General features: G+C 53.4%; 15 protein-coding genes and 1 tRNA gene. 10 read left to right on the top strand and 6 right to left on the bottom strand.

Features of this window, described 5'->3' with window-relative positions:
• Nucleotides 1-9 precede the first annotated feature (9 nt).
• From IEY39_RS00190 to IEY39_RS00180, 3 genes are all read left to right on the top strand, one after another.
• Nucleotides 10-3,267, top strand: coding sequence for a glycosyltransferase family 117 protein (locus IEY39_RS00190; RefSeq protein WP_188927381.1), 3,258 nt, complete (start codon nucleotides 10-12; stop codon nucleotides 3,265-3,267).
• A gap of 108 nt (nucleotides 3,268-3,375) precedes the next feature.
• Nucleotides 3,376-4,473, top strand: a complete 1,098-nt coding sequence (locus tag IEY39_RS00185; protein WP_188927380.1) for a vWA domain-containing protein — start codon at nucleotides 3,376-3,378, stop codon at nucleotides 4,471-4,473.
• Between the two features lie 19 nt (nucleotides 4,474-4,492).
• A complete protein-coding gene (locus tag IEY39_RS00180) occupies nucleotides 4,493-6,025 on the top strand; it encodes a sigma 54-interacting transcriptional regulator (protein WP_188927379.1) in 1,533 nt (510 codons plus the stop codon).
• On the opposite strand, the gene murB is transcribed toward IEY39_RS00180, so the two are convergent.
• Nucleotides 6,018-7,025, bottom strand: a complete 1,008-nt coding sequence (murB, locus tag IEY39_RS00175; RefSeq protein ID WP_188927378.1) for a UDP-N-acetylmuramate dehydrogenase — start codon at nucleotides 7,023-7,025, stop codon at nucleotides 6,018-6,020. The two genes, IEY39_RS00180 and murB, sit on opposite strands and share 8 nt — an antisense overlap.
• 82 nt (nucleotides 7,026-7,107) lie before the next feature.
• On the opposite strand from murB, the gene IEY39_RS00170 reads away from it, so the two are divergent.
• The 3 genes from IEY39_RS00170 to IEY39_RS00160 are packed head-to-tail and all read left to right on the top strand — an operon-like array spanning nucleotide 7,108 to nucleotide 14,296.
• Complete coding sequence (locus IEY39_RS00170) at nucleotides 7,108-10,413, top strand: tetratricopeptide repeat protein (RefSeq protein ID WP_188927377.1); 3,306 nt, start codon at nucleotides 7,108-7,110, stop codon at nucleotides 10,411-10,413.
• Entirely contained in the window at nucleotides 10,410-12,335 is a 1,926-nt protein-coding gene (locus IEY39_RS00165; RefSeq protein WP_188927376.1) for a DUF3858 domain-containing protein, read from the top strand. The genes IEY39_RS00170 and IEY39_RS00165 overlap by 4 nt, the downstream gene beginning before the upstream one ends.
• Complete coding sequence (locus IEY39_RS00160; protein ID WP_188927375.1) at nucleotides 12,332-14,296, top strand: DUF3857 domain-containing protein; 1,965 nt, start codon at nucleotides 12,332-12,334, stop codon at nucleotides 14,294-14,296. Before IEY39_RS00165 ends, IEY39_RS00160 begins: the two co-directional genes overlap by 4 nt.
• 1 nt (nucleotide 14,297) lies before the next feature.
• On the opposite strand, the gene priA is transcribed toward IEY39_RS00160, so the two are convergent.
• The gene (priA, locus tag IEY39_RS00155; protein ID WP_188927374.1) at nucleotides 14,298-16,871 is read right to left on the bottom strand and encodes a replication restart helicase PriA; all 2,574 of its coding nucleotides are present in this window, start codon (nucleotides 16,869-16,871) and stop codon (nucleotides 14,298-14,300) included.
• 50 nt (nucleotides 16,872-16,921) lie between these two features.
• Here priA and mtaB point away from each other — a divergent pair, with 50 nt between their 5' ends.
• Together mtaB and IEY39_RS00145 are read left to right on the top strand one after the other, a co-directional pair.
• Nucleotides 16,922-18,220 carry a tRNA (N(6)-L-threonylcarbamoyladenosine(37)-C(2))-methylthiotransferase MtaB gene (mtaB, locus tag IEY39_RS00150; protein ID WP_188927373.1) on the top strand — a complete coding sequence of 433 codons (1,299 nt, stop codon included), beginning with the start codon at nucleotides 16,922-16,924 and terminating at the stop codon, nucleotides 18,218-18,220.
• Nucleotides 18,221-18,348: 128 nt separating this feature from the next.
• Nucleotides 18,349-18,639, top strand: coding sequence for a hypothetical protein (locus IEY39_RS00145; protein ID WP_188927372.1), 291 nt, complete (start codon nucleotides 18,349-18,351; stop codon nucleotides 18,637-18,639).
• Here IEY39_RS00145 and IEY39_RS00140 read toward each other — a convergent pair.
• Nucleotides 18,636-19,223: a YdcF family protein gene (locus IEY39_RS00140; protein ID WP_188927371.1), complete on the bottom strand. Its 588-nt coding sequence runs from the start codon at nucleotides 19,221-19,223 to the stop codon at nucleotides 18,636-18,638. The two genes, IEY39_RS00145 and IEY39_RS00140, sit on opposite strands and share 4 nt — an antisense overlap.
• 4 nt (nucleotides 19,224-19,227) lie before the next feature.
• A complete protein-coding gene (locus IEY39_RS00135; RefSeq protein ID WP_188927370.1) occupies nucleotides 19,228-19,791 on the bottom strand; it encodes a DNA-3-methyladenine glycosylase I in 564 nt (187 codons plus the stop codon).
• Nucleotides 19,792-19,833: 42 nt separating this feature from the next.
• Between IEY39_RS00135 and IEY39_RS00130 the strand changes: the two genes are divergently transcribed.
• Nucleotides 19,834-21,882 (top strand): M1 family metallopeptidase, encoded by a 2,049-nt coding sequence (locus IEY39_RS00130; protein ID WP_188927369.1) that lies wholly within the window; start codon nucleotides 19,834-19,836, stop codon nucleotides 21,880-21,882.
• A gap of 183 nt (nucleotides 21,883-22,065) precedes the next feature.
• Nucleotides 22,066-22,140 (top strand) — tRNA-Val (locus IEY39_RS00125).
• 85 nt (nucleotides 22,141-22,225) lie between these two features.
• Here IEY39_RS00125 and IEY39_RS00120 read toward each other — a convergent pair.
• Together IEY39_RS00120 and IEY39_RS00115 are read right to left on the bottom strand one after the other, a co-directional pair.
• Nucleotides 22,226-23,872, bottom strand: a complete 1,647-nt coding sequence (locus IEY39_RS00120) for an MBL fold metallo-hydrolase (protein ID WP_188927368.1) — start codon at nucleotides 23,870-23,872, stop codon at nucleotides 22,226-22,228.
• 118 nt (nucleotides 23,873-23,990) lie between these two features.
• Nucleotides 23,991-24,788 carry a phenylalanine-4-hydroxylase gene (locus IEY39_RS00115; protein ID WP_188927367.1) on the bottom strand — a complete coding sequence of 266 codons (798 nt, stop codon included), beginning with the start codon at nucleotides 24,786-24,788 and terminating at the stop codon, nucleotides 23,991-23,993.
• Nucleotides 24,789-24,927: the final 139 nt, after the last annotated feature.

Below are 24,927 nucleotides of genomic sequence, written 5' to 3'. Positions count from 1 at the left end.
TCATCACCAATGCCTTTTAAGAGAATAAACAACATCGTCGGCTGGATAGTGGGACTCATCGCGTGCACCGTCTTTGTCATGACCATGGAGCCCACCGGCAGTTTTTGGGATTGTGGCGAATTCGTATCCAGTTGCTATAAGATCCAGATCCCCCACCCCCCCGGCGCACCCCTGTTTGTACTCATGGGTCGCTTCTTTATCATTCTCTTCGGCGACACCCCCCTGACCGCCGCCCGTGGCGTCAACTTCATGAGCGCCATCGCCAGCGGCCTGTCCATTCTCTTCCTTTTCTGGACCATCACCCACTTCGCCCGGAAACTCGTGATGGGGGGAAGTACTTCGACCGAACCGGATAGCAAACAAACATTCAGCATAATGGCCGCCGGCGTCGTCGGCGCCCTGGCCTATGCCTTCACCGACTCCTTCTGGTATAGCGCCGTCGAAGGTGAGGTTTATGCCTCTTCCGCCTTCTTCACCGCCCTCGTCTTCTGGGCTATCCTGAAATGGGAACACCATGCCGACGAGCGCGGCTCCGACAAATGGATCGTCTTCATCTTCTTTATGATGGGACTCTCCATCGGCGTCCACCTGCTCAACCTGCTGACCATCCCCGCCATCGTGATGGTCTATTATTTCAAACGCTTTAAACCCACCACCTGGGGTACTCTGCTTGCCTTTATCATGGGCTGCGTTATCACCGGTATCGTACAGGTAGTCGTCATCCAGTATACGATCAAAGGCGCCGGCGCCCTGGATATCCTCTTTGTCAACTCCTTCAACTTGCCCTTCTTTATGGGTTTTGGCTTCTATTTCTTTTTATTGACAGCCCTGCTCATCTGGGGGCTTACTTTAAAAAGCGAAACCCTCACGGCGACCCGCATCCGCATCTGGGTAGCCGCCTTTATCCTGGTCATCCTGCTGCCCCTGCTCAGCAGTTCCTCCGGAGGCGGCAGCTTCGTGAAGATCATCGTCGGCCTGGGCGCCGCCTGGGTCGCCGGTTATTTCATAAAAAAGGACGCCCTGCCAAAATTCAAACTGACGCTCTGGTGCTTCGCCTTTATGCTCCTGGGCTATTCCACCTACTTCACTACCATGATCCGCAGTAATGCCGACCCCGGCGTGGACATGTACAACGTGGACAACCCCGTGAGCCTCGTGGGCTACCTCAGCCGCGACCAATACGGCGACTGGCCTATCCTTTATGGTCCCGACTTTCAAGATCGTGCCCCCCGCGTCGAAGCCGGCCCCCTCTATGTAAAAGGAAAAGACAAATATGAAGTGGGCGGAAAGGTCTACAACACCGACTGGGGCAATACCCCTTCGTCGCATATCTTCCCACGCATGTGGGACGGCAGCAACGACCGCGGTCAGGTCGACGCCTACAAGGCCTTTGGCGGCGTCGCCGAAGGCGAGAACCCCACCATGTTCAACAACATCAAATACTTCATCAGCTATCAAAACTGGGTGATGTTCGGCCGCTACTTCATGTGGAACTTCAGCGGAAAACAGAACGACCTTCAGGGCTTCGGTAATATCCGGGACGGCAATGCCATCACCGGCATTTCCTTTATCGACAATTGGTTCCTGGGCGACCAAAGCGCCTTGCCCGACACCATCCGCAAGAACAACAAATCCTACAACCGGATGTTCCTGCTGCCCATTATCCTTGGGCTCATCGGCCTGTTCTACCAGGCCAAGCGCAATAAGGGCGACTTCTGGGTCACAGGACTACTGTTCTTCTTCACCGGCTTCGCCATCGTCATCTACCTCAACCAGGCCGGCTACCAACCGCGCGAACGGGATTATGCCTACGCCGGCGCCTGCTACGCCTTCGCCATCTGGATCGGCCTTGGCGTCCTCTGGGTAAAGGACATCCTCGAAAAACAAGCCTTTAAAGGCCGAACGGATATGGCCAACTATGCCGCCGCCGGCCTCTGCTTCCTGGCCGTACCCGTCCTGATGGGCAGCCAGGAATGGGACGATCACGACCGCAGCAAAAAGACCCTGGCCCGCGACATCGGCAAAGATTATCTTGAGTCCTGTCCCCCCAACGCCATCCTTTTCTCCTTTGGCGATAACGATACTTACCCTCTTTGGTATGCGCAGGAAGTGGAGGGCATCCGCCCTGACGTCAGGGTGATGAACTACAGCCTGCTTGGTACCGATTGGTATATCAACCAGTTACGTTACAAAGTAAACGAAAGCGGGCCCACCGACGTCATGTTCACCCCCGAACAGATACAGGGCAACACCCGCGACGCCGTCGTCATCAACCCCGTCAACGGATTCGACCAGAACAAATACTACGACATGTACGACATCCTCAAAAATGTCGTCGGCAGCGATGACCCAAGGTACCAGACCCAGTCCGAAGAGGGCGATGTCTATAACTTCCTCCCCGTCCGGAAATTATCCGTCCCCGTGGACAACAACCTCGTTCGCCGCAACGGTACGGTAATGCCCGGCGACAGCGTCGTAAGCGAACTGCACCTCGATATCAACAAAAGCAAGAACTACCTGTTCAAGAACGAGCTGGCCGTCCTGGCGATCATCGCCGCCAACAAATGGCAGCGCCCCATTTGCTTCAACTCCACCTACGAACTCCAGGACCTCGGGCTCGACAAATACATCCGGCAGAATGGCCTCGCCGGGCAACTGGTACCGGTGGAAGGCAAGAACAGCAGCTACGGGTTCTACAACAATGAGCTTGCGTACAAGAACATGATGACAAAATTCGGCTACGGCAACGCCATCACCCCGGGGGTCTACTATGACGAAGAGAACCGCCGTCATCTTAATACCATCCGCGCTGCGCACGCCCAGCTGGCCCTCAGCCTCATCGACGAAGGGAAAAAGGATTCCGCCCGCAACCTCCTCGAACACTTCGACAAAAGCGTGTACGAATCCAATTTCCCCTATGGCATGACCTCCAACCGCGGCAACCAGCACGATCGCATCTCCATGAGCTTCCTGCTGGCCTGCTACCAGTCCGGTGATCTCACCCTGGCCAGAAAGGTATCTGCCTCCGTGAAGAAAGACCTCACCCAGCAGATGCGTTACTATGCTTCCCTGGGCGAATCCATGAATAACGAAAACCTTGCCGTCAACGCCCAAATGGCCCTGCAGGGCAAAGGCGGGAATCTCACCGATCGCCAGGGAGGGTTCGCTCAGGATATCCTAAGCAGTTATCAGATGTTACTGCAGTTGGATGACTGGGAAAAACAATTCAGCGGTAAGCCCTCACAGGTTCAACAACCTGCTAAATAAGACATCCATTTGCCCGCATAAAGGGCCGGCCCGCGTGGGCCGGCCCTTTCCTTTTTCCACCCAACCATTTCATTGAATAAGTTGTTTTTAATCTGTAAATTGTACCACATGATAGGTTTCCATTTTAAACGCTATGATCCCAATGAGGAAGGCAAACCCAAATTCGACCAGCTGCTCGACATCTTCATGCAGCTGCTCAGCTATACGAATGGGGATGTAGGCGAAGCATTGCAGTGGATGAACCAGCTGGACAAAGAGTATCAGCTCACCGATGACGAGTATGGAATGGGTGATTTTATAGAAGACCTCAGGGATAAAGGTTATATCGACGATAACCGCCAGACAGGCGAGATCACCATCACACCAAAAACCGAACAGGGCATCCGGCGCCGCTCACTCGAAGAGATCTTTGGCAAACTGAAAAAGACAAAGCAGGGCAATCACGACACCTTCAAACCGGGCAACGGCGATGAGATAAATCCCGAGACCCGCCCCTTTCTCTTTGGCGATCAGCTCGAACAGATCGACTTCACCGAGTCCATCCGCAACGCCCAGATCAACCACGGCATCGAATCCTTCAATATGCAGGAAGACGACCTGAAGATCCGCGAGACGGACTACAAGGCCCAAACTTCCACCGTATTGATGATCGATATCTCCCACTCCATGATCCTCTACGGCGAAGACCGTATCACCCCGGCGAAAAAAGTAGCGATGGCGCTCTCAGAATTGATCACGACCAAATACCCGAAAGACACACTTGACATAGTCGTCTTCGGCAATGATGCATGGCCCGTAGAGATCAAAGACCTCCCCTACCTTCAAGTCGGCCCCTACCACACAAATACGGTAGCGGGACTCGAGCTGGCCATGGACATACTCAGGCGTCGCCGAAATTCCAACAAGCAGATCTTTATGATCACCGATGGCAAGCCCACCTGCCTCAAAGTAGGGAAACGGTATTACAAGAACAGCTTTGGCCTCGACCGTAAGATCACAAGCCGCTGCCTCAACCTGGCCGCGCAATGCAAAAAACTAAAGATCCCCATCACCACATTCATGATCGCCAGCGATCCCTATCTGCAACGATTTGTAAACGAATTCACAGAAACCAATAATGGCAAGGCCTTTTTCGCCTCCCTCGACCGTCTCGGCAGCTTCATCTTCCGCGACTTCGAATCCGGGAAAAGAAAAACGGTCTACTAGCGAACACTAAAACTACTAAATGGACATCTCAAAGATCAAAACCTTAGGCGACCTGAAAAGAACTGGCTATAAGAACCGATCCGTAAAAGAAGAGATCAGGGAGAATCTTATCCGCAAACTCAAGAATAAAGAAACCACCTTTCCGGGCATCGTCGGCTATGATGATTCGGTTATTCCGGATACCGAACGCGCCCTTTTATCCCGTCACAATATCTTATTCCTCGGACTTCGTGGTCAAGCTAAAACGCGTATGGCGCGCCAGATGACCACCCTGCTCGACGAATACATTCCTTACGTCACGGGCAGCGAGATCAATGACGACCCCTTCCGGCCTATTTCCAAATTCGCCCGCAATCTCATCGCAACAAAAGGCGACGATACTCCCATTTCCTGGCTGCACCGCAGCGACCGCTATGGAGAAAAACTCGCAACCCCCGACGTTAGCGTAGCCGATCTCATCGGGGACATCGACCCCATCAAGGCCGCTAATCTCCGTCTCAACTTCGCGGATGAAGAAGTGATCCACTTCGGCATCATCCCCAAAAGTAATCGCGGCATCTTCGTCATCAACGAGATACCTGACCTGCAAGCCCGCATCCAGGTGTCGTTGTTCAATATATTAGAAGAAGGTGATATCCAAATTCGCGGCTTCAAGCTTCGTATGCCTCTCGATATGCTCTTCGTCTTCACGGCCAACCCCGAAGACTATACGAACCGCGGCTCCATCGTGACACCGCTCAAAGACCGCATCGAAAGCCAGATCCTCACCCATTATCCGAAGAATATTGAAACGGCACTGGCCATCACCGAACAGGAAGCGGATATCCACGAAGAGCAAAAAGGCCGTGTCATCATCAGCGACCTCGTAAAACGCCTCATCGAACAGGTATCCTTCGAAGCCCGCAGCAGCGAATACGTCGACAAAAAAAGCGGTGTCTCTGCCCGCCTCACCATCGCCGCCTTCGAAAATGCCGTCAGCGCCGCCGAACGCCGCGCCATCATCAACAACGAAAAGGACACCCCCGTCTGGATGAGCGACCTCATCGGCATCGTTCCATCCATCACGGGAAAGATCGAACTCGTATACGAAGGCGAACAGGAAGGCCCCTACCAGGTAGCCTTTAACCTCCTCGAAAAGGCCTTTCGCTCACAATTCATCAATTATTTTCCCAATCCGGATCAATTAAAGAAACGCAAGACGGATGCCCGCGATGACAACCCCTTCCGCCCCATCACGCATTGGTTCGACAAGGGGAATCATCTCAACCTGTTCTTCAATACGCCCGACGCGGAAAAGATCCAGCAGCTCTATAAAGTGGATGGATTACAGGCCCTGGTAAAAAAATACTTCAAACACGCCAACGAAAGCGAAGCAGCCCTGCTCATGGAATTCGTCCTGCACGGCCTCGCCGCCTACTCCCTCATCAGTAAAAAAGTGGTGGAAGGAAAGATCGAGTTCAAAGACCTCATCGGCTCGATGGTCAACCTGGGCTCCTCCGGAAGCAGCTTCGGCAACGAAGACGAAGACCTCGATGGCGACGAATTCAATTAATTATATTCACTTCACGCTCCAACACGATCCCGAAGAGGTCCTGCACACTGTGCAGGATCTCTTCGCTTAAGGCATAGATATCCTTCCCTTTCGCCTGCCCATAATTCACCAGCACCAGCGCCTGCCGCGCATGAACGCCAGCGTCTCCGCGTCTAAAACCCTTCCATCCGCACTTCTCGATAAGCCAGCCCGCCGCAACTTTCACCTCCCCATTCAGCCCCGGATACCCCACCATCTCGGGAAACCGCTCCTTTAGCCGTGCAAACACCTCCCCCGGCACCGTCGGGTTCTTAAAAAAACTCCCCGCATTCCCTATCTCCGCCGGATCGGGCAGCTTCGACCGCCGTATCCGGATCACCGCCTCGGAAATAGCCCGGATACTCGGCTCCCGGTCGCCAAGCTCTTCCCGGATGGCTCCGTAGGAAGTATGAAACACCGGATCCTTGCTAAGCCGTAACACCACATTCAGGATCACAAACTGCCCCTTCAGCCGCCCCTTGAACACACTCTCCCGATATCCAAATTCACAGTCGCCCGGCGTAAACGTATAGACCTTCCGCTCGGCCAGGCTCCACGCCTCCAGCTCCCAGAAAACATCCCTGATCTCCACCCCATACGCCCCGATATTCTGCATGGGGGCAGCCCCCACATTCCCCGGAATAAGCGAAAGATTCTCCACACCGGCCCAGTCCCTGGCAATACAATACTGCACAAACCCATCCCAGCTCTCTCCCGCCCCGGCCCGCACATACACATACTCCTCATCCTCATGCAGCAGCTCGATCCCCTTCACCGCATTGCGCAGCACAAGCCCATCGATATCCTCCGTAAACAACACGTTGCTCCCACCCCCCAGCACCAGCAGCCGCCTCCCGGCGGCCCAATCCACTAGTTCCCCCAGCTCATCGGAAGACCCAAATGACGCCAGCCATCGCGCCTTCACATCGATGCCAAAAGTATTATACCGCTTTAAAGATTGCTCTTCTGCCAATAGTTGCATATGAATTATCCGTATTTCTTCGTTTATATCTAAAATAGATAGTATTTTTCCGCTAAATCTCAAACTCCTAACCAACACCGCTATGAATAAGCCGCTTTTTGCCGCTATCCTATGCGTTTTCGCCTTTTCCCTGACAACGACTGCCCAAAAAGACGATCAACCCGTCACTTCAGGTCAATTGATGGAACAAGCCAGTAATTTATATGATTCCGGTCAATATAAAAAGGCGATTGCCATCTACCGCCGGGTTGATCGCAGCGACACCAACTATGTCAAGGCCCGCTACGCCATCAGCGAATCCTATTATTACGACAGCCAGTACGACGCCTCCCTCGAAGCCATAAAACAAGCATTGGCAAGTATTTCCACGGACGCCGAACGCGAACCGGAGGTACTCAACCATTATGGCAACGTGCTGGACGCCATGGGCAAATACGACGAAGCGCTGCAGCTCTTCGATTCTGCTATCCGCAAATATCCGTCCTACGCCCTTTTCTACTCCAACAAAGGTACTACCCTCATCGATCTCGATCGCCTCTCCGATGCCGAAGCCGTTTTTAAACAAGCGCTGCTCATCGACCCCTACTCCTACGCCTGCCATTTCAAGCTGGGTTACTGTGCCCTCCAGCAGGGAAAGCTGGTCCCGGCCATGTTTAGTTTTATGGGCTACCTCCTGATGATCCCCGAAGGACGGTTCAGAGGCAACTGCATCCGCTACCTCAGCTCCATCGCCAACAATGAAGATACCATCCAAACCCTGTTGAGCCACCGCAAGGAGGACCCTGACGCCAACTACCAGCTGCTCGAACAGATCATCCAATCCAAGATCGCGCTGGACAAGAATTATAAGCCGCTCTGTAAACTGGACGACCCCCTCTCCAGGCAGATGCAGGTAGTGTTTGAGAAAATGGAATACGATTCAGCTGACCACGATTTCTGGATGCAATACTACCTGCCATATTATAAATCCGTGTTCACGAACAATAATTTTGAATTGTTTGTCAATCGCCTGTTCTCGGGTATCGACCTCCCTGTTATCCAGGATTATGTGAAGAAGAACAAAAAAGAGCTGGAGGAGTTCAAAGATCAGATCCCAAACTATTTCGATTATATCCTGACAACAAGGGAAGTCGGCTTCACCCGCAGATTCACCGACAGCTCCATCTGGACCTACTCCCACGGCAAACTTATCGGCCGGGGTGTCTATGATAAGAAAAAAGACCAGCTCCGCGGCCCCTGGGAATTCTATTACAGCCCCGGCAATCTCAAAGCCAAGGGCATCTACGATATGGAAGGCCACAAGGAAGGCCTCTTCTCCTACTACTTTTTCAATGGGAAGCTAAAGGGGACGGAGTTCTATAAGAACGGAAAAGAGAACGGAGAAGACTACTTATATTTCTCCAATGGCCAACTATCCACCCACTCCTGGTACAAAGACGGGCAACTCGAAGGAGAATCCACTTCCTACTATTGGGTAGGCTCTCCCCAATCCATTACCCATTATCACGAAGGCACAGCAGAAGGGGTAAAGATATCATTCAACGGCAACGGGGACACCACCATGGTCGAGAACTACCACAAGGGCCTGCTTGACGGACCGTTTCAAAGCCGGTATAAATATGGCACACCAAAGGTCGTTTGCACCTATAAGGACGATAAATTGGACGGGGATTATAAAAAATACTATCCCAACGGACAACTGGAGATGGCGGGCGTCTATAAAGCCGGCAAACAGGAAGGCGAATGGAAAACCTGGTTCCAAAACGGGCAGTTGAAGACAGTCACCATCTTTGTCAACGATAATGCGGAAGGAGGATACAAGGAATACTTTGAAAATGGGGTACTATTTACAACCTACACCGCCAAAAAGGGGAAGATCAACGGAGACGCCAGCTACTACGACGAAGACGGAAAGCTCTATGTCGTCTACACCTACAACAACGGCGTCCTGCAAAAGACCCGGAATTTTGACAAATCCGGCAAGGAGATCGCCACTTCTACCCGGGAGCAAAAGGCAATAAATCTCATCATGTACCGTCCGGACGGTTCTAAATCGTCACAGGCTACGTACAGCGATAATGGCGATCTCACGGGCACCAAGACCTCGTACTATCTCACGGGAGAGGTAATAGAAACCGAGGAATACCGCGACGGGATACAACAGGGCGCCCGCATGACGTATTTCGCCAATGGGAATAAAAAGGCCGAGAACCACCTTTCCGATGGAAAGCTCAACGGCTATCACCGCCTATGGTACCAGCATGGTCAGTTGCAAGAGGAAGGTCAGTATGCCGATGACGAGCTCGATGGCAACTGGGTCTTCTACAACGAGCTGGGCGCGGTGACGGACAGCATCGCCTACAGTGAAGGCAACTTAGAGGGGTACAAGACAACCTTTGAGCCAAACGGAAAGCGTTATTCCGAGCTAAAATACTATGGCGGCTGGATCCAGGAATGGGTTCAGTATGACACCGCGGGCAAAGAGCTTCGCCGGCTGGAGTTTCCGGCAGGCAATGGCCGCCTGGAATTGATCTATCCGGGCGGGAATCGCTATGTCTCCGGGGAATACAGGCAATCGCAATTAGTCGGCCCCTACCAGACCTGGTATTTCGATGGAAAGCCAAATGATTCGGCCTTCTATAAGAAAGGGCGCCTGGATGGCAAGTATACCTCCTGGTTCCACAACGGCGTCATCAATACGGAGGGTCTGTATGCCTTTGGCGATAAGACCGGCCTTTGGAAATACCACTTCAACAACGGCAACCTGCGCCAACAGGAAACCTACATCCGCGGCGATCTGGACGGCGAGCAGCTCAATTACTACTATGAAGGCGGAAAATTGCAAAGCAGCATCCCCTTCAAAGAAGGCAATAGAGAAGGTTGGGCGAAATACTTCGAACCCGGAGGCGCCTTGCTCTACCAGGTGAAGTATCACGATGGCGACCCTATCGCCTATACCTACAAGGGCACGGGCGACAGCCTCCTGCCGGAGATGCCCATCGTCCGGAAAACCGGGAAGATCAAAACGTACTTTTCCAACGGCAAGGTCTCCGCGGAACTCGAATACAGGGATGGGGTGTTCACCGGCGAACAAAGATTGTATTATCCCAACGGACAGGTAAGGTCCATCACCCGCCGCCAGGACGGCATCCTTGAAGGCGAGTATGCCGTCTACTGGCCAGATGGCAAGCTATCGGCCACCGGCACCTATCTTCATGACAACCTGCACGGCAATTACAAGGAATATAACGAGAAGGGAGTTCTTTACCTCGATATGAATTATTATTGCGGCAACCCGCACGGTCCTTCAAAGATCTACGGCGATGATGGCCACCTGCTGGAAACCGATCTCTATCATTATGGACAGCTGATAGCAATAAAAAAATGAGCCGATTTACCAGAATAATAGACCTCCTGCTCATCGGGACATTGCTTTGCCCGGCGGCAAAAGCCCAATCGGTGGCGGAGATCAGGCAGAAATATCCCGACGAACAGGCGGTGATGCTGGAACACTCCCTGCATTACACCATCACGGTAAAAGATGGCAAGCCGCAGGTGAAAAGCGATGAGGTACAACGCCTGCTTTATATTTCCGCCCAGGCAGGAGCTTTTCTCAGTAAATACTCCTTCTCCCACAGCGGTTTCCACCAGCTGCAGCAATTCTCCGCCTTTACCCTCACCGCAGACTCAAAAAAGATAAAGGTCACAGACTTCAAAACGACAGACAGCAAATCCAACAGCATCTTCTACGATGACGTGAAGGAGACCAGTTTCGACTTCCCCGCCGTTGCACCGGGCGCCATCGGCACCCTGGAAACATCTACCCTGGACAAAGACCCAAGCCTCCTTTCCCCCTTCTTCATTTCAGGCCCCATCCCCGTCATCAACACGGAATTAAAGATCACCTTCCCGAAAGGAATGACCATCCGGTATTTGCTGAAGGGCCTGGACACGGCCCGCATCGGGGTCACAAAAGAAGAAAGACACGGCGAGACGATCTTGTCCTTCAAAGCCACCGATATGGCCGCCGATAAGCATTACGAGGACGCGCCGGGGTTGCGCTGGTATGATACGCACATCCTCTTTTACATCTACAGCTATACGGATGAGACAGGCCGCGTCATCGACTACCTCTCCCGGCCCGATGATCTCTACCACCTCTATCGCAGCTACCTGAAAGACATAAACAAGGAAGCAGGGCCCGCGCTCAGATCTATTGTAGACTCCCTCTGCCAAAACACCGCGACGGCAACCGAAAAAACAGAAAAGATCTATCGCTGGGTACAGGAGAATATAAAATACATTGCCTTCGAGCAGGGTATGGAAGGGTTTGTCCCCCGCGACGCCAACCTGGTATGCAGCCGGCGCTTTGGGGACTGTAAGGACATGAGCAGCATCCTCACCCTCATGTTGCGCACCGCGGGCATCCCGGCTTATTACACCTGGATCGGTACCCGCACCCTCCCCTATAAGTATACGGAAACACCCACCCCCATCGTCGACAACCACATGATCTGCTGCGTCCGCCTCGACGACCGGTATCTATTCCTGGATGGCACCGATCCCTTCTGCATCTTCGGCTGGCCTTCACAGGGGATCCAGGACAAGCAGGCCCTGGTAGCCATCGATGACAGCACCTTTAAGATCATGACGGTCCCGGTTCCCGCCGCCGAAGAGAGCCAGCTCACCGACTCCACCATCCTCAACCTGCAGGACAAAACCCTGAAAGGAACGATCGCCGTCAACCTCACCGGATACTATTCCGAGGACCAACAGGCCACACTATCCTACACCGATCAGAAAGGATGGCAGGAAGAAATGAGAAGCTACTTCAGCAGAGGGTCCAATAAGTTTAGGCTGGACACCTTCAGTGTCGGCAACCGCAGCGACAAAGCCCATCTCCGGCTCACCGCCGGTTTTACTCTCGAGGACTATGTCAGGAATATAGGCAACGAATGCTACCTCAACATGAATCTTCTCAAGCACTACCTGCACATGGAAATAGATTATCCCAAACGCCGGTCGCCCATCGAATTCCCCTTTCTTTCCCGGCGTCGTTACGTCGTTGTGTTGAACATTCCCGCAGGATACGAGGTCAGCTACCTGCCACAAAGCAAGAACTATCATAATGCGGTTTGGGGTTTCAACCTGTCTTATGAGAAAAAAGACAGACAGGTGATCCTCACCCAGGAGTTCGATACCGGCCAACTGATGCTCCAGCCCGATCAATTTGCGGACTGGAACAAGGTGCTCGAACAGCTTTTCCCCCTATACCGCGAAACCATAAGCCTTCAAAAGACCAGCAAATGAGCAAGCTCCTTTTACCCCTCCTGCTACTGTCCCTGACTGCATCAGCGCAGCCCGCCGCTTTAAGATCCGAAGAATGGGCCGAACATCCCGCCCTCCACACAGTAGATGCCCGGTATAGCAAGGAGCCGGCCGTCATCCTGCTGGACAGGAGAAGAGTGGAATATGTGGACAATCCGGATAACACCGTCAGCGCCTACCGCACCCTCCACAGGATCGTCCATATCAACGACGACCACGGCATCGAATATTTCAATAAGATCTATCTCGGCGTCACGGATAGCAGCAGCATCGTCGATGTGCGGGCAAGATCCATTTTTCCCAATGGCAAGATCATCGCCATCGACAAAAAGAACATCAAATCCATCCAGGAAGAGGATGGCAACCGCTATAACATTTTTGCCATGGAAGGCCTGGAAAAAGGCTGCGAAGTCGAATACACCTATACCTTCCTGGAAGATATCAGCTTTTTTGGCCGGGAGACGATGCAAACGATATTTCCAACGCTCGACGCGCAATTCGACCTCCTGGCGCCGCCACGCCTCATCTTCCAGATGAAAGGCTACAACTGCAACGTCAGCGTCAGCGATACCACCCTCAACGGCAAAAGGACCTTCTCCACCCGGCTGCTGGATATCCCGGGCGCCGAAAAGGAGAAATATTCCACCTACGACGCCAATCTCCAACGAATCGAATTTCGACTCTCCTACAACACCTCCAACGACAAGGAGCATGTCCGGCTCAACACCTGGAGCCTCCTGGCGCAACATACCCACGATCGCTACGAGACCTTCACCGAAAAAGAGCAAAAAACAGCGGGTGAGCTCATCGAAGCCAACGGCTGGAGCAAGTTGCCAACCCCGCAGGCAAAGATCATCGCCGTAGAGAACTGGCTGAAAGAACACATCTCCACCCGGAAGGACATCGACATGGACAAAGCCGACAAGCTGGAATGGATCATAAAGAACAAGATCGCCAGCCACCAGGGCCTCATGCGCCTCTTCTGCGCCCTGTACCAGGGATTGGGCATCGATCACGAGATCGTCCTCGCCGCCAGCCGGGAAGAATCGGTCATCGATAAAAATTTCGAGAACTGGAATAATGCCGGCTCCATCCTCTTGTATTTCCCCGCTACAAAGAAATTCCTTGCCCCCACCCTGCCGCAGCTCCGCTATCCATGGATCGACCCCTGGTGGGGCGCCGCCGACGGGCTTTTCTGCAAAACCACTACCATCGGATCTTACTCCACCGCGCTCGCAACCATAAAACGCATCCCGCTCGAAGACTATACTCAAAGCTATGGACGGCTCGATGCCACTCTCCGGCTCAATGCCAGCCTGGATACTGTCCTCACCGACATGGCCGAAAGCTTTGGCGGCTACAACGCCCTGGGGCCCCGCACCGATTTTATCCTATCCAACCAGGAGGAGCGCCAGGCCGTCATCAAGGATATCGCCAGGCAATGTACCAATTCGGAAACGATCACGTCTTCGAAAATAGAGGGCAATGACTTCGCAAGTTATAGCGACAACAAACCCGTCGTCATCCGGGTCTCAATAAAGGCGGAAGGCCTGCTGGAAAGCGCCGGCAACAAGCTGCTCGTAAAGGTTGGGATGATCATCGGCCCACAGGTGGAGATGTACCAGGAAAAGGCCAGGCAGTTTCCCATGGATATCGCCTTCCCGCATACGCTCGAACGGGACATCGATTTCATCATTCCCGAAGGCTACACCGTAAAGAACCCGGGCGACGCGGCCATCCACCATGAATTCAGCGCCGATGGCAACATCGCGGCCGGCTTTACCTCCACCTATACGCTGGAAGGCAGCCATCTGAAGATCCACGTGCTCGAACAGTACCGGCTGCCCACCTATCCCCTCAGCGCATACGAAGATTTTAAAAAGGTGATCAACGCGTCAGCAGATTTCAACAAGATCACGTTTATTCTGGAGAAAGCAAAGTAGGTTATAACATATCCACATCCGGGATGATCACCACGCTCCGCCACCCGCGGGCATTTTGCACCATCGCCGTCTGCTGCTGGATCACCACTTTGGCAAAGGAAATAGTATGTCCGTCCTTGGGCAGCTTGAGCAACAGCTCCATCAGGTATTGATTGCGGATGCGCGCAACCACCGGCTCGGCGGGTCCCACCAGCCAGGGTTCAAAATCCTTCTTCAGGTTATTGGCAAAAAATTGCGCGGCGGATTGCACCACTTCTTTATCCCGGTGCCGGAAGGTCACCCGGATCACGCGGGAAAACGGTGGATAGCCAAACTGCTGCCGCGCAGCTATCTCATGTTGGTAGAAAAGCTTGTAGTCATGCTCCTTCACATACCCCAACACCGGGTGCGCCGTATTCGCCACCTGGATCAGGACAACCCCTTCCGCATCCTTCCGCCCCGCCCGGCCGCTCACCTGCTCCATCAGCTGGAAAGCGCGCTCACTCACCCGGAAGTCGGCAAAATTGAGGATGCTGTCGGCATCGAGAATGCCCACCACGCTCACATTCTCGAAATCCAACCCCTTCACCACCATCTGCGTCCCCACCAGGATGTCGATCCTCCCTTGCTCGAATTGCTGAATAAGCGTGTCGTGCGCCGTCTTGCCCCTGACGCTGTCGATATCCATCCGGGCCACCCGCGCCTTCGGGAACACGTCACCCAGGTATTCCTCGATCCGCTCCGTCCCAAAATTGCGCTGGACAAACCGGTGGTTGCCACAGGCCGCACAGGTATGCACAGGCGGGTACACCGTTCCGCAATAATGACAATGCAGCTTATTGGTCAGCTTGTGAAAGTTGAGCGACACATCGCAATACCGGCACTGCGGTATCCAGCCACAGACCTCGCACACCTGGTAGGGCGAATACCCGCGCCGGTTCTGAAAGAGGATCACCTGTTTGCCCGCGGCCAGCGCCTTGTCCATCGCCGCATGCAGGGCCGGACTCAGAATAGGCTTGCCGTTATCCCGCGCGCCTGTTGGTGACTCCGACACCTCCTTCTTCCCCCTCTCCGCATCCCCGCTATCCTCCCGCGCCCCCATCGTATCCGTCAACCACGACGCCCCCGCAAAAGGCTCTTCCTTCTTCACCGGCGCCATCCGGGCAAACCGCAAAGCCTTCGTGTCGACTATATTGATCTCCGGCAGCTTCCCCGCCCCATATCGCTCCGTCAACTCCACCAGTCCATACTTCCCCGTCGTCGCATTATAATAGGTCTCTACCGAAGGCGTGGCGCTGCCCAACAACACCTTCGCTCCAAACAGCGAAGCATAATAGATGGCCGCATCCCTCGCATGATACCGCGGCGCCGGCTCCTGCTGCTTATAGGAGGGGTCATGCTCCTCATCGGCCACCACCAGCCCCAGGTCGCTAAACGGTAAAAAAAGCGCGCTACGCGCGCCAAGGATGATCTTCAGCTCCCCCGTGCGGATCTTATTCCATATCTCCAGCCGCTCGTTCTGGCTGAACTTGGAATGATAAACCCCGATATACCCGCCAAAATGCTGCTTTAGCCGGCGGATGATCTGCGCCGTGAGCGCAATCTCCGGCAGCAGGTAAAGCACCTGCTGCCCCCGGCGGATCACCTGCTCCATCTGCCGGATATACACCAGCGTCTTCCCGCTCGACGTCACGCCATGCAGGAGGCAAACGGCTTTCTGCTGAAAGGCGTTATTCACCTGGTCAAACGCCTGTTGCTGGGCGGGCGTCAGCTCAAAATCGATGGTGATGTCACGCGGCAGGTAATGGATGCGGTCAACCGTCCGCTGTTCTATCCGTAATATTTCCTTGTCCACAAGGCCCCGCAGCTGGGCATCCGATGCACCGGATTTCTTCAGCAGCGCCGCCCGCGTCACATCGCCTTCCGTCCGGATAAGATGGAGATACGCCAGCAGCAGTTCCAGTTGCTTCGGCCCGCGGCTCCAGTTGTTGAGCAGATCGGCCATGCGGTCTTCATTCCCGTATTCCGGGTTCAACACCACATAATTCTCTTTCTTCGCGGAATACGTCTCCTTCAACGACTCCCAGACAAAGCAGATCTTTTTTTCGATCAATCGTTTGATCACCGGGTAGACATGCGAAGAGTCGAGCAGCTGTTGTACATCGGTGAGCTTCAGCTCTTTTTTGATATGCAGCGCCTCGGCCACAATGAATTCGTCGTTATCGAGATGCGTAAAGTCATCCCCGGCCTCTTCGTTAAAGACAAGGATGGTCTCGCTCGAAAGTTTAAGATGGGCCGGCAATGCCGCAGCCATCACCTCCCCTTCGCTGCACAGGTAATATTGGGCGATCCATTCCCACAGCTGCAGCTGCGCCGGATGAATGACAGGCTCGTTGTCAAGCAGGTTGCCTATCGCCTTGGGTTCAAAGGCCGCGGGTTTCTCCTCGTGCAGCCGCTTGACGATACCGGCATACTTCTTATTGCGCAGCTCAACCTCCACCCGGCATCCCGTCCGGATAGCGCTATGCCATTGTTCCGGTACGGACCAGGTATAATTCTTGGGCAAAGCCAGCGGTATGATGACTTCGGCGTACATGAAGGGGCAAATTTACGCCTAAATGCCGTATCTTTGCCGGCTAATCACGTATGGACGCCGTCTCCGCACATAAAACCGTGGCCTTCCACACCCTCGGCTGCAAGCTCAACTTCTCCGAGACCTCCAGCATCTCCCGGCTGCTGGAGAAGGAAGGCTTTGCAAAAAAAGAGTTCGACGAGGTCGCCGACGTATACGTGATCAACACCTGCAGCGTCACCGACAACGCCGACAAGGAATGCCGTTACCTCGTTCGCCGCATCCAACGGCAGGCTCCCGGCAGCGCCGTAGTCATCATGGGCTGTTATGCCCAGCTCAAACCCACCGAAATTGCCGCCATCCCCGGTGTCGACCTGGTACTGGGCGCCGCGGAAAAATTCAATTTGGCGCAGCATCTGCGCCACCTGGTGCCCGGCGACGCCGATAAGAACAGCCGGGCAAAGATCTGTAGTTGTGATATCGAAGCCGTCACCGGGTTCCACCCCTCCTTTTCCCTGGGCGACCGCACCAGGACATTTTTGAAAGTACAGGACGGCTGCGACTACAGCTGCTCTTTTTGCACCATTCCCATGGCCCGCGGCGCAAGCCGCAGCAACACCGTCGCCGAAACGGTGAATACCGTACAAGAGCTGGCAGCCCGCGGCGACGTCCGCGAGATCGTCCTCACCGGTGTCAACCTGGGAGATTTCGGAAAAGGCCCCGACGCCGCCGGCAGCAGCGAGTCGTTCTTTCATCTGATGCAGGCGCTCGACGACATCGAAGGCATCGACCGCTATCGCATCTCGTCGATAGAACCCAACCTGCTCACCCCGGAAATGATCGACTGGGTAGCCGCCAGCCGCCGCTTCATGCCCCATTTCCACATCCCACTGCAAAGCGGCAGCAACCACATCCTCGGGCTGATGCGCCGCCGCTATAAAAGAGAGCTCTACGCCGAAAGGGTCCGGCGGATAAAAAGCGTGATGCCCCATTGTGCCATCGGCGTCGACGTCATCGTCGGCTTCCCCGGCGAAACAGCCGACCATTTCAGGGAAACGGTCGATTTTCTAACCGAACTCGACGTCTCCTACCTCCACGTCTTCACCTATTCCGAACGCGATAAGACAAAAGCGCTCGAACTCTCACCCGTCATCCCCGTCCACGACCGCAACGAAAGGAATAAGTTTCTGCGGAATCTATCCTATCGGAAAATGCAGGATTTCATCCGCCGCCATGAAGGCCAGACCCGCAAAGTGCTCTTCGAAGGCCACGTAAAGACCCCGATGATGGAAGGCTACACCGACAACTACATCAAGATTACCACCCCCTACCGCGAAGAATGGGCCAACCGCATCCTGGATTGGACACTATAGCGGGCAACCGCTGCGTCATTTCCCACGTATGCTATAAATGGAACAGGCAAAACTACCGCACAGGGATTGCACCTGCGACAGCGTGAACAAAGGAAGAGAAGGTTTGTTATCTTTAAATGACCACAATCATGCGAAAATTCCAGGTGACCATACAATTCGAGATGAACGATGAATTTGCGGCGCTGGTTCCCCCACACCGCACCTACATCAACAAGCTGATAGAACAGGGCGTTATCGACCATTATGTCGTGACCATGGAGACCCAGCGCGTCTGGATCACGTTCTCCGCCGAAGACAAAAAATCTGTTGAAAAATATCTCAGAAGATCTCCGCTTTCCAAATACTGGTCGTACGAGATCGACGAACTCTTCATGGTCGACGGCCTGCACTACCGACTGCCCGTCGTACAATTGAACTAATACACCAGCAGGTATTTGTAAAAAGCCACGACATCCCGTGGCAAGTCCAGAAGATCATGCCAGTAAAACGTTTCCGACGCTGCGCTGTGAATATCCCGGAAACCCAGATGCCGGAAGATATACTTTGTTCGGGTGATATGATAAAAGCTGGAGACCACTATCGCACTGTGTATATGCAGGCTATCCGCCACCGGTAGAAAATCCTTGGCCGTCAGGTAGGTATTCTCCCCCTTATCGTCTGCCACGATCCGGTCTGCCGGCACCCCACGGGCCACCAGGTAAAGCTTCATCGCCATCCCTTCGGGCACCCCGCCCATTTTATCCTTCTTTCCCAATCCGCCGCTGACCATGAGCCACGTCACCTGTCCCTCCCGGTAAAGCTCCAACGCTCTTTCGACACGCCCCTGCAGCACAGGAGAAAGCGTACTATCCTTGTAAACGCGGTTCCCAAGCACTATGGCGATATCCGCCTTGCCCTTGTATTGATGCAATCCGTCAATACAGGCATAGGTGCAATGGATCAACATCCATAGCAATACTACTACCAGCAGGGGTCGCCACCAACGATTTCTTCTTTTGATCATAGCCTTACTTCTTCTTTTTTGCAGCCCATGCCGGTTTCTGTTGCAACACCTTCTTATAAATGGGACAACCCTCACCGTGTGCCCCGGGCAGGTAGCCCGTGCTCATCAGGAATTCCCCTACGATCTCCCCGCCCGTAAAGCGGAAGGTCTTTTTGAACAGTTTCACCCATTCTTCCTTGCTCAGCGGGTGATGACCGTCCAGCCAGTTCTTGAAGGAGCCGAATTCTTTTTGTATGGATTTTATCTTCTTCGCATTCTCTATCGTCGCTTCCACCTTCAGCCGGTTGCGGATGATCCCCGCATCCGCCAGCAGCCGTTCCCGCTGCTTTGAACCATACCGCGCCACCTTGTCGATATCGAAATTGTCGAAGGCTTTGAAAAAATTATCCTTCTTGTTCAGGATAGTCGTCCAGCTGAGTCCCGCCTGGTTGATCTCGAGGACGAGCCGGGCAAAAAGGTGATTGTCATCATCGATCGGGAACCCATATTCATTGTCGTGGTAATGAACATGCACATTTTCTTTGTCCATGCCAGCGACAACCTTGCAATAGCCGCTTAGATTTTCCATGTGCACAATATACTATAGATTTGCCTTCGAAAAATTGTTTTCATGCGCAAACTGACCATACTCGTACTGCCGCTCTTCCTAGCCATCACCGCTACCGCACAAACCGCCGCCAATCTCCCCGAACAGCTCTCCACCAGCGGCTATGACCCACAGGCCCTCTTCGCTCCCGGCTTCTACGGCGACTTCCATCTCGCCACCCGCAGTACCAACGGGGCCCCATCGGCCACGTACTGGCAGAACCGCGCCGACTACACCCTCTCCGTCCGTTTGGATACGACCCGCAACGAGCTCGAAGGCACAGCCGCCATCCACTATACCAACAATAGCCCCGACACGCTCCATACGCTCTGGCTCTATCTCGACCAGCAAAGCTACCGCCCCGACGCCCGCTCCAACTTCCTCACCAATTTCACCGCCGGCGGCCACACCGACGGTTATACACTGTCTTCGGTGAAGGTGCAGCAGGGCGCCATCCGGTTCGATGCCGACTATACCATCACCGACACCCGGATGCAGATCAGGCTAAAGCAACCCCTGGCGCCAAAAGGCGGGAAGATCACCCTGCTCATCCGCTATCGCTACACCGTCCCCGGCGACTTTGGCAACCGCACGGATTATGTAGCTACCCGCAACGGCAAGATCTTCGAGATCGCCCAGTGGTATCCCCGCATGTGCGTATACGACGATCGCCAGGGCTGGAATACCCTTCCCTTCCTGCAGGTCGGAGAATTTTACGATGAATATGGCGACTTCGACTATTCCGTCACCGTACCCTGGGACATGATCGTTGCCGGCTCGGGTGAGCTCGTCAATCCCGCCGAAGTCCTCACCGCCACCCAGCAGTCGCGCCTGGCAAAAGCCCGCACGAGCGACCAGACCGTCATGATCCGCAGTGCCGTCGAAGTAGGCGACCCCGCCAGCCGCCCCGTGCACACCGGTACCCTCACCTGGCATTTTAAGATGGCGGGCACCCGCGACGTGGCCTTCGGTGCGTCCCGTGCTTATATATGGGACGCTGCACGCGTCAACCTCCCCGGCGGCAAAAGATCGCTGGCCATGTCGGTCTATCCCGTCGAAAGCGCGGGCCCCGACGCCTGGGACCGGGCCACGGAATACCTGAAAAAGTCGATGGAATATTTTTCCCAGCAATGGTTCGTATACCCTTATCCGGTAGCCATCAACGAGGCGGGCATCGCCGGCGGGATGGAATATCCCGGCATCGTCTTCGACGGCATCACCGACAAGGGCAAGGACTTGTTCTGGATCACCGCTCATGAGATCGGGCACAACTGGTTCCCTATGATCGTCGGCACCGACGAGCGCACCTATGCCTGGATGGACGAAGGCTTCAACACGTTCATCGACGTCTATGCGTCGGATGCTGTTAACAACGGTGAATTCGCCCCCAAACGCGACGCCGAATACGCTCCCGGCGGCGGCAACCCTGTCGACGAGATCATTCCCACCATTAAAGACCCGCAGGCGCCGGTGATGATGACCCGCGCCGACGGCATCCCCGAGAAATACCGCCATCCCATGGTCTATTTCAAGCCGGCCCTGGGCCTCGTCCTGCTGCGCGAACAAATTCTCGGCCACGACCGCTTCGACTACGCCTTCCGCCGTTATATTCAAAACTGGGCCTTCCGTCATCCCGGTCCATACGATTTCTTTAAAACGATGGACAACGAAGGCGGCGAAGACCTGTCCTGGTTCTGGCGCGGCTGGTTCTTCCACAACTGGAGCTTCGACATCGCCGTTCAATCCGTCCAAAACATCGGCCCCGGCAGCACCACCGTCACCGGCGCCGGCAGCACCACCAACAACAGCTCCAGCAGCAGCACCACCAACAACAGCTCACAGGTCGCCATTACCCTCGCCAATCTCGACCGCCTTGCCCTCCCCGCTACCCTCGAACTCACCTGGAAGGACGGTACAAAACAACAGATAACCCTGCCCGTGGAAACCTGGCTGCAGTCCGGCACGTGCACCCTCCATTTCCCGGCCACCCAGCCCCTCACCGCCGTCACCGTCGACCCCGCCCACGTGCTGCCCGACGCCAACCGCGCCAACAACACCTGGACAGCGCCATAACCCAGCGCCCGGCCCCCACAGCGCCCGGCCTCCGGCCCGCCCCATCAGGCGCCCGGTACGCTCCGCGCCGCGCGCCCCGGCCTCTGCGGCGCCCAAAAAAAATCCCGGAAAAAATTTCCCCGGGATCAATTTTGCCCTTATCTTTGCACTCCTTTCAGCGGAAAATCAACCCGTTAAAAGAATGGGAGTTTAGCTCAGCTGGTTCAGAGCATCTGCCTTACAAGCAGAGGGTCGGCGGTTCGAACCCGTCAACTCCCACAAAATCAAGCACCTTTCAGGTGCTTTTTTTGTTTCTGAGCCCCGCCTGCAAGAGCGCGGCCCACTATATCCCTGATTGCACTATTTACCATAATAATTCTATGTTGATATCGTCAGCTAATACAGGAGAGGAGTGGTTGTCGTACAAAAGCTCCTTTTCGCCATATAACCTTTCGGCCACCAAACCTCTTTCCCTGCAGATCTTTACAAGCTCGTTGGATTGGATTATTGGATTCGACTGATCCGTGTATTTAATACTGCTGATAAATTCCAGCCAGGGCTCTTGCCCCATCGCATATACATAGACTTCTTTGGGGTGAAATATCTCAACAAGGGACATCCCTTTTTCGCAATCCGAACCGGACAATCTTCTGCTACCATCTTGCTCCCTTGAAAGCTTTTTTGTCATCAGCGGTCCATAGATCCAGGTAAGCGGGGCACCATCACACTCCATCCCCAAAAAAAGAACATCCAGGTCACCCACCTCTTTCTGGATATGCCGATATAACTTAGGTTCGAGAATCCGAGAATCCGCAAGAAAAAGTAGTTGGAACACCCCGATTTTAACAAGATGACAAGTCTTTGTCTGTATATGTAGATCGCTGTGCTCGCCTGTAAATGGAATGCCCGTAATAAAGGCATCCGCAAATCGTATGGTCTCCATCTCCCCTATCTCTATGACATTCCGGAATCCGATATTATTGAACATCAGCTTCAGGCTCGGGTCTTCCAACTTGCCGCCGCTGGTTCTCGGAACAACGATATTCTTGCTTTTATATCTCAACGGCAACAAGGTCTCGAACAACACATGATCCTGATGATTATGCGTTATCAGGATGTAATCAATCTCATCCGGAAGATCCACATCGGAATAATGCTCCACGTCCGAGTGATATCCGTAATAACTGATTACCGGATCCACCAGTATGCTTAATTCCCTGGTCTCGATCAGGATGCATGCATGACCAAAATATCGCATCCGGATCTTGTCGCCCGTGTATCGTTTATAAGCCGCCGGCTTATCAGTCGTAAAAAATGTCTCAAAAAGTGTCGCCTGTTCTTTGGAAATGGGCAGGATGGATTTAATATATCCCAGCGTCTGGGGCACCCGCTTCATTTTCGCCAGTTCGTCGATGCCCGGATGATCAAAAGGAATATCAATATGAAGAACATCCCTCTCATTCAGCCGGGGAGTACTCAAGCAAAATGGCCGTTGATCATTCATGGTAATCCATAATGCAACGCTCTGGGAACTTTTGTTATAGAAATCGCTTTTATAGAGCAAGCTCTCGAAAAATCTGAAATCTGCATTGTTATTCCGGTCATAAAACAGCTCGACATATCCTTTTAACAGCTCAGGAACTTTTGAATAAACCTTCTCGAGCCCGCCCCCCCGGGCTTCCGACAGCAATAGCTTGTCCAATTCCTTTACGGCCCAGGCGAACTCGATCATGTGCCGGCGCCGCTCGATCGTATCCCGCATCAGACGCTCCACCTCATCGGTTCTTTGTCCTCCCAGATCCATAAAAGGGCCGCCTTTCATCTTCGGATTCTGTATTGCTTCAGCATGCAAACTCGGAGCGCTGATATATGATTCCATGATTTTCAAATGCCTTTCGACTATATTCATTGCAGCCGTAGCGGGCGAAACCAAGTGGGCCCACGCATACCACCGGTCTATCAATGGTTCAATGACAACATTTGGCCTGAGAAATACTTTCTGTTTACTCATATATGCAAGGTTTTATTGTATCGAAAGAATTTTTTCGAGAATACGTTTCGCTCCCACCAGATAACTTGTCCTGTAATCGACCTCGTTGATCCTCAATTCCGACACGTGCTTTTCAACTTTAACCCACCCCGTTAATATTGCTGTTTATAAAAAAGTTCCGCAAGGTGTGATCCTCGTCTGGCAACAGCAAATGTTCGATCAGCTTCTCTTCAATATCTTCTAAACAATTAAAAAGATCATCAAAAGAATGAATAAAAAAATATTCCCGCTGGAGTTTAAAGCTATTATACGGTGTCTTGAAGATGCGATGGAGATCGAAGTCGTATTTAGGTATCTCCTCTCGTTCGATATTTTCGAATTCTCCGGAAGAGGTAATGATCGCTCCCCCATAGGCCCTAAACTGGCCATCTTCAATGATAAGACCCATTTCGTAGGTGAACCAATAGAGCCGCCCAAGCAGATCGATAGCCCTTTCGTTATTGATATATTTCAGCGCAATAGCACTGTAGGCCGTTAAAAACCGCGTGAATTTTTCGTTTACGAGCAGGGGCAAATGACCGCACACGTCGTGAAATATGTCTGGCTGCTCGCTAAACTCTAGTTCGGACGGCTTTCGCATGTATACGGTAACTGGATATTTCTTATTGATCAGCATATAAAAGAAATCCCTGTTTGGGATGAGTCCATTCACAGGTATCAACGACCATCCGGACACTTCTTTAAGCGCATCACCGACCTCCGTGATCTTTACGATCCTGTGCTTGTTGATCCGGAGCTTATCGAGACCATTCAAATATTCCCGGGAAACCTTTCCTTTACTGTGCAGCTCAGACTGCCTCTGAAGCAGGATCGCCCAGGTATTATGATCTTCTTCCGCATACATGTCGTATGCCTGACCAGTAGATATCTTCTCCATATGATTATTTTTTAAACAGCTTGCATAGATTCAGGATCCCCTGGGGATCCATTTTACAGCTGTCGCTATAACAGGTAACAACACTTGATTTTTGGAGAGGTTTCGTGGCTGTCTTCCTTCTGCGGAGAAATTAAAAATA

Source organism: Puia dinghuensis (genome assembly GCF_014642875.1).
Taxonomy (GTDB): Bacteria; Bacteroidota; Bacteroidia; order Chitinophagales; family Chitinophagaceae; genus Puia; species Puia dinghuensis.
This window is presented reverse-complemented; position numbering and strand designations above follow the sequence as displayed.